Origin of the sequence: Pseudoalteromonas sp. APC 3495 (genome assembly GCF_030407645.1) — a bacterium.
GTDB classification, from domain to species: domain Bacteria; phylum Pseudomonadota; class Gammaproteobacteria; order Enterobacterales; family Alteromonadaceae; genus Pseudoalteromonas; species Pseudoalteromonas tetraodonis.
The window spans coordinates 1-12,306 of sequence record NZ_JASDDA010000028.1 but is presented as its reverse complement, the minus strand read 5'-3'; the positions used below and the strand labels follow the sequence as shown (position 1 = coordinate 12,306).

At 40.8% G+C, this 12,306-nt stretch carries 10 protein-coding genes; 6 read left to right on the top strand and 4 right to left on the bottom strand.

Annotated elements, in window-relative coordinates; all coding sequences use genetic code 11:
- Nucleotides 1–111: 111 nt before the first annotated feature.
- From QL984_RS11990 to QL984_RS11980, 3 genes are all read left to right on the top strand, one after another.
- Nucleotides 112–1,377: a sugar MFS transporter gene (locus QL984_RS11990; RefSeq protein WP_013464191.1), complete on the top strand. Its 1,266-nt coding sequence runs from the start codon at nt 112–114 to the stop codon at nt 1,375–1,377.
- 16 nt (nt 1,378–1,393) lie between these two features.
- Nucleotides 1,394–3,910 (top strand): exo 1,3/1,4-beta-D-glucan glucohydrolase, encoded by a 2,517-nt coding sequence (locus QL984_RS11985; protein ID WP_290172807.1) that lies wholly within the window; start codon nt 1,394–1,396, stop codon nt 3,908–3,910.
- Between the two features lie 231 nt (nt 3,911–4,141).
- Entirely contained in the window at nt 4,142–4,762 is a 621-nt protein-coding gene (locus tag QL984_RS11980; RefSeq protein WP_064662481.1) for a fumarylacetoacetate hydrolase family protein, read from the top strand.
- Here QL984_RS11980 and QL984_RS11975 read toward each other — a convergent pair.
- The 3 genes from QL984_RS11975 to QL984_RS11965 all read right to left on the bottom strand — a co-directional run bounded on the left by QL984_RS11975 (nt 4,695) and on the right by QL984_RS11965 (nt 7,247).
- A complete protein-coding gene (locus tag QL984_RS11975; protein WP_058154244.1) occupies nt 4,695–5,627 on the bottom strand; it encodes a hypothetical protein in 933 nt (310 codons plus the stop codon). The genes QL984_RS11980 and QL984_RS11975 overlap by 68 nt on opposite strands.
- 123 nt (nt 5,628–5,750) lie before the next feature.
- Nucleotides 5,751–6,803: an aldo/keto reductase gene (locus tag QL984_RS11970; protein ID WP_290172805.1), complete on the bottom strand. Its 1,053-nt coding sequence runs from the start codon at nt 6,801–6,803 to the stop codon at nt 5,751–5,753.
- 12 nt (nt 6,804–6,815) lie between these two features.
- Complete coding sequence (locus QL984_RS11965) at nt 6,816–7,247, bottom strand: thioesterase family protein (protein WP_028834338.1); 432 nt, start codon at nt 7,245–7,247, stop codon at nt 6,816–6,818.
- A gap of 316 nt (nt 7,248–7,563) precedes the next feature.
- Between QL984_RS11965 and QL984_RS11960 the strand changes: the two genes are divergently transcribed.
- The 3 genes from QL984_RS11960 (at nt 7,564) to QL984_RS11950 (ending at nt 10,514) form a co-directional block, all read left to right on the top strand.
- Nucleotides 7,564–7,740 carry a hypothetical protein gene (locus QL984_RS11960; protein ID WP_013464196.1) on the top strand — a complete coding sequence of 59 codons (177 nt, stop codon included), beginning with the start codon at nt 7,564–7,566 and terminating at the stop codon, nt 7,738–7,740.
- Between the two features lie 72 nt (nt 7,741–7,812).
- Nucleotides 7,813–8,868, top strand: coding sequence for a DNA polymerase IV (dinB, locus tag QL984_RS11955; RefSeq protein ID WP_290172804.1), 1,056 nt, complete (start codon nt 7,813–7,815; stop codon nt 8,866–8,868).
- Nucleotides 8,869–8,978: 110 nt separating this feature from the next.
- Nucleotides 8,979–10,514, top strand: coding sequence for a leucyl aminopeptidase family protein (locus QL984_RS11950; protein WP_290172803.1), 1,536 nt, complete (start codon nt 8,979–8,981; stop codon nt 10,512–10,514).
- Between the two features lie 80 nt (nt 10,515–10,594).
- Here the strand turns inward: QL984_RS11950 and QL984_RS11945 are convergent, their stop codons facing one another.
- A complete protein-coding gene (locus QL984_RS11945) occupies nt 10,595–12,232 on the bottom strand; it encodes a methyl-accepting chemotaxis protein (RefSeq protein ID WP_028834934.1) in 1,638 nt (545 codons plus the stop codon).
- Nucleotides 12,233–12,306: the final 74 nt, after the last annotated feature.

Genomic DNA, 12,306 nt, shown 5'->3' with positions numbered 1-12,306 from the left:
ATGTAAGCGCTTACATTTGGTGTTGCAACTATTATCTGCTTTTTAAGTTTTACTAAACGCAATTAAATAGAGGTAACAATCTGATAATTATAAATAATTAGAGATTATACTATGGCACATATCACACAGCCACTACCGGCAGCAGAAAACAGCCAAAAACCAGGGTCTACACACACCTTTGCGTTAACATCGCTTACGACCTTGTTTTTTATGTGGGGTTTTCTTACCTGCCTGAACGATATTTTAATTCCGTATTTAAAGGGAATGTTCTCCCTTAATTACACCCAAGCAATGTTGGTACAATTTTGTTTTTTTGGTGCCTACTTTGTTATGTCAATTCCTGCAGGAAAACTCGTTAGTAAAATAGGTTACCAATTTGGTATTGTTGTTGGTTTGGTTGTTGCTTCGATAGGGTGTGCATTATTTTACCCCGCTGCAGAGGCACATGTTTACGAACTATTTTTACTTGCTTTATTTGTGCTTGCTTCAGGGATCACTATTTTACAAGTCTCTGCTAACCCTTATGTAAGCGTATTAGGGCCTGCAAAAACAGCGTCTTCGCGTTTAACCATGACCCAAGCTTTTAACTCTTTAGGAACAACGGTTGCGCCATTATTTGGTAGTTGGTTGATTTTGTCTGAAATTAGTCAAGCTACAGCCGAAGAAGTTAAGTTCCCTTACTTAATGCTCAGTGCAAGTTTACTAACACTGGCTATTATTTTTGCTTTTTTGAAGTTACCTAAACTCGGTAAAGCGATTGATAGTGAAGCTGAAAATCAAGGTGACACTGAGTTTGTTGACTTAGGCAGTGTTTGGAAATATCGCCATCTTATTTTGGGCGCTATTGGTATTTTTGTTTATGTAGGTGCTGAAGTTGCGATTGGTAGCTTTTTAGTCGGCTTTTTAACCCTTGACCATATTGCAGGTTTACCAGAGCAACAAGCTGCACATTATATTAGCTATTATTTTGCAGGTGCAATGATAGGGCGATTTGCTGGCGCTGCGATTATGCAAAAATTAAATGCAGCCAAGGTGTTAGCTTGTCATGGTATTTTGGCCGGTGTGTTAGTGTTAATTGCAATGACAGGTCAAGGGTCACTCGCTATGTGGGCTATTTTATTGGTTGGTCTGTGTAACTCTATTATGTTCCCTACTATTTTTAGTTTAGCGCTTCAAGGCTTGGGTAAATACACCTCACAGGGGTCGGGTATTTTATGCTTAGCGATTGTAGGTGGAGCTATTATTCCATTACTACAAGGTATGCTGGCTGACAATATCGGTGTGCAACTAGCGCTTATACTGCCTATTGGCTGCTATTTATATATTACTTACTTCGCGCTGTTTGGTGCAAAAAAAACAACGTCAACTCGTCTTTGAGTTTTAGGTGAATGCTATGATTATTAAACGAACTTTTTCAGTCACTGCACTGATGCTAGCAGCAATAGCCAGCAGCGGTTGTTCGCAACCCTCTAACAGTGCTAGCGATGCGACAAATCAAAAAGAAATTTGGCCAACAATAGAAACCGGTATTAAAAGCGATGCTCAAATGGAGCAAAAAATCGCAGATATGCTAAAGACCATGACACTAGAGCAAAAAATAGCGCAAATGATCCAACCTGAAATTCGTCATATTACGGTTGAAGATATGCGTAAATATGGCTTTGGCTCCTATTTAAACGGCGGTGGCTCGTTTCCAAATAACAATAAACATGCAACCCCCGAAGACTGGGTTGATTTAGCTGAAAAGATGTATCAAGCGTCTATTGATGATTCCCTCGATGGCAGCACGATTCCTACAATGTGGGGCACTGATGCGGTACATGGACACAACAATGTGATTGGTGCGACTTTATTTCCGCATAATATTGGTTTAGGGGCGGCGAACAACCCTGAACTTATTGAAAAAATTGCCGCAGCAACGGCGCGTGAAGTTATGGTTACCGGTATTGACTGGGTATTTGCACCTACGGTTGCCGTAGTGCGAGATGATCGTTGGGGTCGTACTTACGAGGGGTATTCTGAAGACCCTGAAATAGTAAAAGCATATTCAGCCTCAATTGTTAAAGGCTTACAAGGCGCTGTTGATGAAGACTTTTTATCAGATACGCGGGTAGTCAGTACGGTTAAGCATTTTTTAGGTGATGGCGGTACTGTGAATGGCGATGATCAAGGTAATAATATCGCCTCTGAAGAAGAATTATTTGCGCTTCATGCTCAAGGTTATGTTGGTGGTTTGGGTGCAGGTGCACAAACGGTAATGGCCTCGTTTAATAGCTGGCATGGTGAAAAAATTCACGGCAGTAAATATTTACTGACCGATGTGCTTAAAGATAAGATGGGTTTTGATGGCTTTGTTGTCGGTGACTGGAATGGCCACGGGCAGGTTAAAGGCTGTTCTAATAGTAACTGTGCTCAAGCGGCTAATGCGGGCTTAGACGTATACATGGCACCGGATGAGTGGAAACCATTATTTAGCAACTTGGTTAACCAAGCTAATAGCGGTGAAATCCCACTCAGTAGAATTAATGATGCAGTAACGCGTATTTTACGCGTTAAAATGCGTGCAGGGTTATTTGATAAACCAAGCCCTGCGAAGCGTCCCCTGTCTGGAAAAACTGAAATTATTGGTAGTAGCGATCACCGTGTAGTGGCTAAACAGGCTGTACGCGAGTCTTTAGTATTACTTAAAAATAAGCAGCAGTTACTGCCATTATCACCTAAAACCAACGTATTAGTCGCAGGCATAGGGGCTGATAACATAGGTATGCAGTCGGGTGGTTGGAGCGTTACGTGGCAAGGTACAGGTAATAAAAACAGTGATTTCCCTGGTGGCAGCTCTATTTATGCAGGTATTAAAGACACTGTAGAGCAAGCTGGTGGCAGTGCAGCGCTGAGCGTTGAAGGGGAATATACTGCACGCCCTGATGTTGCCATTGTGGTGTTTGGTGAGCAACCATACGCAGAGGGTAATGGTGATGTTGATAACCTCGAATACCAGCGCGGTAATAAAAGCGACTTAGCGCTACTGCGTAAGTTTAAAGATGCGGGAATTCCTGTTGTTTCATTATTTATAAGCGGTCGCCCTATGTGGGTTAATGCTGAGCTTAACGCCAGTGATGCGTTCGTTGCTATTTGGCTTCCAGGTAGTGAAGGCGATGCTATTAGCGATGTCTTGTTTAAAAATGCAGACGGTTCAATTAATCATGACTTTAAAGGGAAATTATCGTTTTCATGGCCTAATAATCCAATTGATAATGAAAACCGTAACGACGAAGCTTACAGCCCATTACTTCCTTATGGTTTTGGTTTAACTTACAACGATAGTAATGTTTTAAAAGATGACTTGGTGGAGCAAACTCAACAGGCTGAAAAACTGGATGATTTAGTATTGTTTGAGCGTGCAATTAAAGCTCCGTGGTCACTGGTTTTAAAAAGTGGTGAGCAACAAAAAACGGTGGCGAGCAGTCGCGAGTCATTAGGTGCGGTGAGCATCCAAACATTTGATAAAGAGGTGCAAGAAGATGCACGCGCTATTCGTTTTAATGGCCAAGCACTGGCTGGCGTTAATTTAGCCGCTGCGTTTCCATCTGACTTACGTTCATACGTTGAAAACAATGGTCAGCTGCAAATACAAATTAAAGTAGATAAAGCCGCGGCTAGTCCGTTATGGGTTGGTATGGGGTGTGGTGAGAGTTGTCAGGGTAAGTTTGATATTACTGATAACCTTGAGCAATCAGGTCAATGGCAAACATTAAACATCAACTTAAGTTGTTTTGCAGAGCAAGGTGTTGATTTAGCACAAGTGTTCACCCCTTGGCAGTTAAGCACGCAAGGTGATTGGCATGTATCTATTGCTAAGCTGGCTATTACAGCAAATGCTGCCGAGCAAGGTAGTGTTACTTGTAAGTAGTCAATAATCTATTAATAAGCAGGTACTGAGAGTACCTGCTTTTTATTTTAAAAGCGTGGTACAAAAACCTGCCAAATTAGTCCCTTCTTACTTTCATTCCATTCTATGTGATTGATTATATTCAGCTCAATAGTTATCATAAAAACATAATAAAACTGCATTCGCTTTTGCGTTAATTATTTGAGAGTATGCCGAAATATTAAAAGCGTTATGTAATTAACAGGTGAGAAAATGAATCAAATAAAGCTGGCTTCGCAGAGCATACAGCCTTCAAAAATAGTCTGTGTGGGGCGCAATTACAGTGCGCATATTGCTGAATTAAACAACGAACACCCTGAGCAAATGGTAATTTTTAATAAGCCTAATAGCGCGATCACTAATACCTTACTCTCTTCCCATAACGGTGATACGTTGCATTATGAAACTGAATTATGCTTTGTGGTTAAAAATAAGCAGCTTGCAGGGGTAGGGATTGGACTCGATTTGACTAAGCGAGCTTTGCAAAGCAGTTTAAAAGAAAAGGGCTTGCCGTGGGAACGTGCTAAAGCATTCGATGGCTCAGCATTATTTAGTGATTTTATTGAGTTAACGCCAGAAATGACATCGTTTATATTTGAATTACATATTGATGGCAAGCCGGTTCAACATGGTGATAGCCAACTTATGTTGCACCAACCTGCACAAATATTGGCTGAGGTTAGTCAGTTTATGAGCCTCGAAGAAGGCGACATTATTATGACTGGCACGCCTGCTGGCGTAGGGATGGTTAGTACTGGACGAGAGTTCAACGTTGCTCTTTATTCTGGTCAGCAGTGTTTATTGGAGCATCATTGGTCTGTGAGTCAAAGTTAATTATGTGTTGATAATATTGTTTATCAAAATTATCGATATGTTCACTTAGCCAGTGTCGCTGGCTTAGTTGATGAGCCGCTGATTCTAGTATGGTACTTTCTAATGCCGCATTAATTTTCTTAATTGCCTGATTAGCAAAATCATTAGGCGCATTAGTCGCACAGCCTACAGCTCCTTTGATTAATGAGCGCGTATTTTGAGCTATGGGTATACTAACGATTTTTATAGGGTGTTGTTGCTGGTTAAAGTAACTGGCCATAAAAGGATAATCGACCGAGTAGTCTAAAAAGCCATGCCTCAACCTATCGATCACAACGCCACTCTCATTATCACTACTTAAGCTCAAGGACACGTTATGATGGCTCAAAGAGTTTTCAATAATCATATTTATGTGTGGTGAAAAACGTCGTGCTGCGGCTTGTCCATAGGTAAAGCGTTCATCGCTAAGTAAACTAATTAAATTTATAGGATTACCATGTGCTTTAGTAAGTGTTTCTGCTTTTTGATTAGTTGTAATAATACTAAACTCAGGGTAGATAGAGGTAGGACGTGAGTATGTATAGACTTCGTTGGTGCTCTTTTTATGGATTACGCATGGAAAGCAGACATTTTTGCCTTCTTTGATATATTTATTAATTCGTTTTTGTGGAACAAATAATCGAGTATGTTTTACATCCTTTATACTACTGATTAGTTGCTTAGTTAAATTATCACACAAGCCCATTTGAGTATTCCCTGAGTCTAAGTGAAAAGGTGGTGTGTTGCTTTGTAGCCATAAAATTTCAGTAAGCTGATTTTTAGATTGGCTAATACTGTTACTCGAGAATATTAAAAATAGCAGGCAGAAATAACGAGCTGTATCCATAAAAAGCTGATAATTCTTTATTAAATGACTGTATTTAATTATACCTTAGCGCTTAAAAAATAAACATAAAGAATAGCAAAGAATCAACATTATTGAATAACATTTACCCTTTGCTTGATTTCATTAGTAAGGCATTGGGTTTTTTCTGAATATGATATCAATCGCTGATAACACGTCATCGCTCAGTGTTAGGTCAAACGCATCAATGTCTTCCTTTAATTGCGCCATAGTAGTGGCACCAATAATAGATGATGTCACTCCATCGACTTGATTACACCAAGCCAGCGCTAATTGAGCTGGGGTGATAGCGTGTGCATGGGCAAGTTCAACATACTCTTTGGTCGCCTGTTGTGATTGTGGCGTATCACGAAAAATACCGTTACGCTGCATAAATGTCCAGCGGGAGCCTTCAGGGCGTGCTCCATTTAGGTATTTACCGGTTAATAGCCCTGCGGCCAATGGTGACCAAGGTAAATAAGCAATATCTTCATGTACACATTGTTCTATTAAATAAGGCCAATCTTTGGCATGTACTAGGCTAAACTCGTTTTGGATAGACACCATTTTTGGCAAGTTATGCTCTTTTGATAAATTTAAAAATTGGCTAATTCCCCAAGGCGTATCATCAGAAAGCCCACAATGCTTAATTTTTCCTGCTTTAACACACGCATCTAACCCCTCTAAAATATCAAGCATATCAGCGGTGTGTTGTTTTGCATCTACCTCGGTAAATTTAAGCATACCAGGCCATTGCCTAGCAAAGTGAGGGGTACGGCGATTTGGCCAGTGTAGCTGGTATAAATCAATATAGTCGGTTTGTAGGCGTTTTAGAGAATGATCAACCGCATCAATAACAGCTTGGCGGGTAATATTGCCGCCATCACGTACCCAAGAAAGTCCATTCCCTGCAATTTTAGTTGCAATAACAATGTCTTTTCGTTTTTGTGAATTACGTGCTATCCAATTGCCTATAATTTCTTCTGTTTTACCGTAGGTATCGGGAGAGGGAGGAACAGCATACATTTCTGCTGTATCAATAAAGTTCACACCCTGCTCAAGCGCATAGGCTATCTGTTGGTCGGCATCATGTTGGGTGTTTTGTACTCCCCAGGTCATGCTACCTAAACACACTCTTGAAACGCTAACACCACTACTGCCTAATTGACTATATTGCATTGCTAATCCTAATTATTCGGTTTGAGAGTTTGCTTTTAAAGCCGATAACAATGGCTCAGTGATCGTGGCTTTTTGGCCTGTTTTAAAGTCAAACATCACCACTTTTGACATGCCGGTGGTTGTTATCGCGTTTTGCGCATGACTAAACACACTGTAGTTCATTACAAATCGGTCAGATTTAATATCACTAATGGTAATACCTACGCTCAATGTGTCGGGAAAGGTAACGGGACGCTTATAGCGAATATTATTTTCACTGATCACAGGCCCCGTGGCTTTTGAGTTGATGGTATCAAATAAATTTAATTTATTTAAAAAATCGATTCTGGCTATTTCAAAATAACGCAGGTAAACACAGTTATTAACATGCTGTAGGGCATCCATATCGCCCCATGCCACAGTGATATCGGTATGAATAGGGTGTTGTTGTTTAAACGTTTCCATGTATTTATTGCTCTTAGTTTTAAAGCATTTAGATTAGCAATATGGTCGGATGAGCTCAAGGGAATTATAACTAGGGGTAGAGCTACTCTGTATTGCCCTCATGGATGTAAATAAGGGACGTAAGCAAGACATGGAAGCTTTGCGCCTTTTTTATTTAAACAATTAGGCTATAAACCTCGCGCCGCGAGTAAACTGCCTCAGATTGAACAAACCTTAACCTTAAAAAAACAACAATGCTAAATAAAAACCCTTGAGTAAAAATTGTACCTCTTTAAATTCATGGCTATAGTAACTATTAACACACAAGGAGATAACTATGCAGAATATAATTAATTGGTTATTGGCATGCACCGTTTTTATAGCGTCGTTTACTTGTTACGCTATGGGTAATGAGGCTGGGGCAATTGTTTTGATTTTATTAGGCTTTTCTTTAGAAATTTTATTTTGGATGTATTGTTTTAATAAGCCAAAGAAAAGTAAACGCTCTTTTTAAGCAATAACATGCTTGCTAATTAAAAGTGATTCCACAATAATGGCTGTATAAATAAACAGTTGTTATTGTGTGATGAAAAAGTTTATTCATATAGATATGGACTGCTTTTATGCGGCCGTAGAAATGCGCGACAATCCTAAGCTTGCAAGCGTACCGCTGGCAATTGGCGGAAATAGTCGCCGTGGAGTGCTCTCTACCGCTAACTATATTGCTAGAGAGTATGGGGTGCGCTCTGCTATGTCTAACTATCATGCCAAACAGCTTTGCCCTGACTTAGTTATTGTGCCTGGCAGAATGGCTGTTTATAAACAAGTATCAACACAGATCCGCGCCATTTTTAACCGCTATACTGACCTTGTAGAACCTCTTTCGCTTGATGAAGCATATTTAGATGTAACTCACAGTACTGCTTTTAAGGGCAGTGCAACGTTAATTGCAGAGCAAATTCGTACCGATATTTTTAATACCACAGGACTGACTGCATCTGCAGGTATTGCCCCAATAAAGTTTATTGCCAAAATAGCCAGTGATGAAAATAAGCCTAATGGGCAATTTGTGGTATTGCCTGAGCAGGTTGACTCGTTTTTAGCCCAATTGCCATTAGGTAAAATTCCAGGAGTGGGTAAAGTAACTCTAGAAAAGCTTAATTTAAAAGGGTTATACACGGGGCAAGATGTGCGCGAAAAAGGGGCTAATTGGATGCAACAGCATGTGGGTAATTTTGGTGTGTCGTTATATCAAAAGTGCATGGGTGAGCATATAGGGCGCGTTTCCACCGAGCGGGTACGTAAGTCATTGAGTGTGGAACATACTTATGAATACAACAAAAACAGCCTAGATGAATGCCTTGAACAATTACCGCAACTGTTAGATGAACTCGTGGTTCGATTAAATAAACAGCAACTACAACATAAAATTAATAAATTAAGTGTTAAAGTTAAATTTGCTAATTTTGTAGTGACCTCAGCAGATCAAGCTGCGCATCAATTAAACACGGCTATTTTTAAAGAGTTACTCGCCAAAGCCTATCAACGTGGATTACAACAACCGGTGCGCTTATTAGGAATTGGCGTGGGTATTAAAAATCAACCAGAGCATAATTTACAGCTCAGTATTTTAGATGTGTAAAACGTGTAACTCCAAGTTGCCAGTAAGTAAGCAGGTTATCGCAGTACACTGGTTATAAATTGCTAAATAAATAATAATAGGGACTACGTTTTCTAACAGGATCCTTTTTTATGGCATATCCAAAAGCAGTACTGGCTAAGCCGGTAAGTGCAAGCCTAGATTGTACATCGCATGATGCACTTATTATTATCAGCAACGACTTTTCTCATTTACCAAATACGCCACTGCGTGATGCAATTTTAGACCAAGCCCAAGTAGACTCTCGCATAGGCAATCAAGTCACCTTGTTAGTGATTGCCGGTAAACGTGTCGTGTTAGCGCCAACAGGCCCTTTAAACAGAGATTATGACGACGTTCGTCGTTATTTTGATGCAGCCAAATTAGCCATTAATGAGGCAAAAGCATCAGGTAGTGTTAACCCTGCTATTTATTTACCCGCTTTAAATACGGATAGCCGTTATCAACATGCTCTTGAAGTGGCTTACTTAGGCGCATGCCAAGCATTATGGCAACCCCTAGAAGCGCGTGAGTTTCATGGTCAAGGTATTGAACCTATTACTCAAATAGGCTTAATTGATGCCAATGAGCAAACAATCAAAGCAGTCAATGCGTTAGCTGCGGGGCAATATGCCGCACGTGATTTATGTGGCACCGAGCCTGAACGCATGGCCCCCCCTCGTTTTGCTGATTATTGTACTGAGTTATTTGAAAACAGTGCGGTGAGCGTTGATGTGATTGATGATTTAGCTGCCATTGATAAGCATTACCCCATGCTAAGTACCGTTGCTCGCGCATCGTATGCGGTAGAGCGTCATCATCCACGCGTTGTTAAACTTGAATACGTGCCTGAGGGCGAAGTAACCCGAACACTGATGTTTGTTGGTAAAGGTTTAGTCTATGACACGGGCGGTGCAGATTTAAAAGTCGGTGGTTTTATGGCGGGCATGAGCCGCGATAAAGGCGGTGCGGCCTCGGTTGCTGGATTTATGAAAGCAGTAGCCAATTATCAGCCTAAAGGGGTTAAAGTGATTGCCTTTTTAGCGGTTGTACGCAACTCAATTGGTTCAGATTGTTTTGTTCCTGATGAAATTATTACTAGCCGTGAAGGTGTGCGAGTGCGCATTGGTAACACTGATGCCGAGGGGCGTCTAGCGATGGGTGATTTACTTAGTGAAATGAAAGATTTAGCTAAAAATGAAATAAATCCAACGTTGTTTACAGTGGCAACCTTGACAGGGCACGCTGCGCGCGCGATGGGGCCTTATGGCGCATATGTTGAGAATGGGCCCGCGCGTAGTGCTAATATTTCACGCCAACTAGCCGATTGTGGTGATTTATGGGCTGACGGTGCTGAAGTGTCGCGTTCACGCCGTGAAGATTATGATTTTATAAAACCACGCACTTTAGCTGACGATGTGCTTTCTAGTAATAATGCAGCTTCTTCTGTCACAGCGCGCGGCCATCAATTCCCTATGGCATTTTTAGCTGTGGTAGGTGGATTAGATAAGCATGGTAATGAATCTACTTTACCACTTCCTTATGTACATATGGATATTGCTGGTAGTGGCGTTGAAGGCGGCGACTGGCAACATGGTAAACCAACTGCAGCGGCAGTTAGCAGTTTATTTGCCCGCTATTGTTTATAATTTTCTATAAATAATCCTAAAAAGCCCTGAAAATCAGGGCTTTTTAATTGGTGGAAGATATTTATTATCCGGAGTTCAGGTTAACTAAGCTTAAAGCGCGATACCACGCTTGATAACTCAACACTGCTTTGTTTGAGTTTGTCGCTAGCGCGAGTTAAATCTTTGGTGTTACCCAATGATTGCTCTGTAGATTGTGATAAATCATTAATTCTTAAATTCACCTCGTCTGCGGCTGATGTTTGCTGCTCTGTGGCGCGAGCAATTTGGCCGTTCATATCGGTGATCACCGATACCAGCCTGTCTATTTCATCAAGTGATTCATTAGCTGAAGAGGCTTGTTCAACCGTAGAAATAGAAATCTCTTGGCTAGATTTTACCGCTTCAACTGCAGCTTTAGCCCCTTCTTGCAGCTTAGCGATCATAGCTTGAATCTCATCAGTGCTTTTACCTGTCCGGCTGGCAAGTGTTCTTACTTCGTCGGCTACAACGGCAAAGCCTCTTCCATGTTCACCTGCTCTTGCAGCTTCAATAGCTGCGTTTAGCGCTAACAGATTGGTTTGTTCAGCAATGCTTCTAATAACATCAAGTACTGAGCCAATATTATTACTCTCTTGAGCAAGGTCGGCGGTCACTTTGCTCACGGTTTCTATATTACTAGAGAGGGTTTCAATGGCGGTAATGGTTTTCGACACTACATTTTTACCCGTTGATGCATTACTAGCAGCATCATTTGCGGCTTGCTCAGCAGCTTCGGCATTACGGCTAACATCATGAATTTGATGAGTCATTTGCTCCATTGCCGCGGCTACTTGGGTGCTACTGTCGTTTTGAAGCTCAATAAACGACTGGCTGGTTTTGCTAGAATCATCTACAGCATGGGCATGCTCGTTTACATCGTTTGCGCTTTTGGCAACCAGCACCAAAGACTCCCTAATTTTGGATACAAACAAATTAAATGATCTCGAAAGCTGAGATATTTCATCATTGCCATTTTCGTTGAGAGTACGGGTTAAATCCCCCTCACCTTGAGATATATCTTTCATCATTTCTGCTGCTAAACGAGTCGGCGTTAAAATACTGCGACCAATAAAGTAGCTAAAAAGTACGACAACGACGATCATAATCATTACATTGATAACGATAATAGTACGTTGCTGCGAAAAGGTGTTGTCTATGGTATCAAGGTAAACGCCCGAGCCGATGATCCATTGCCATTGATTAAAGCCTTTTACATACGCAATTTTATCTACGGGTTTGTCGCTGCCGGGTTTTGGCCACTTGTAAGGCACATAGCCTTCGCCGGATTTTTTAACAACATCAACCATTTCAACAAACAAAGGGGTGCCATCAGGGTCTTTATTATTCGTTAAATCTTTCCCTTCAAGGGCTGGTTTAATTGGGTGCATTACCATGGCTGGCTGATAATTGTTGATCCAAAAATAGTTAGTATCATCGTAACGCAATGAGCGTATTGAGGCCATCGCTTGAGATTGTGCTTGTGCACGAGTGAGTGTTTGACTTTGTTCAAGCGCTGCGTAGTGTGTAATGATGCTATAAGCAGTTTCCACCACATTTTTAGTTTTTAGATATTGCTCATTTTTAAGCGATTTATATTGATTACTTAAACTCGAAATACTCAATACAATTAAACCAAAAATTACAATCCCTACTAAAATGGCTAAACGTTGAAATATAGTAAAACGACGGAGGTTTGGCATATGCATGTTCCCGTATTAGAGCATTATTTCTCTTAAATAAGCATAGTTAAAATATAGGCTAATACGGTTTTATT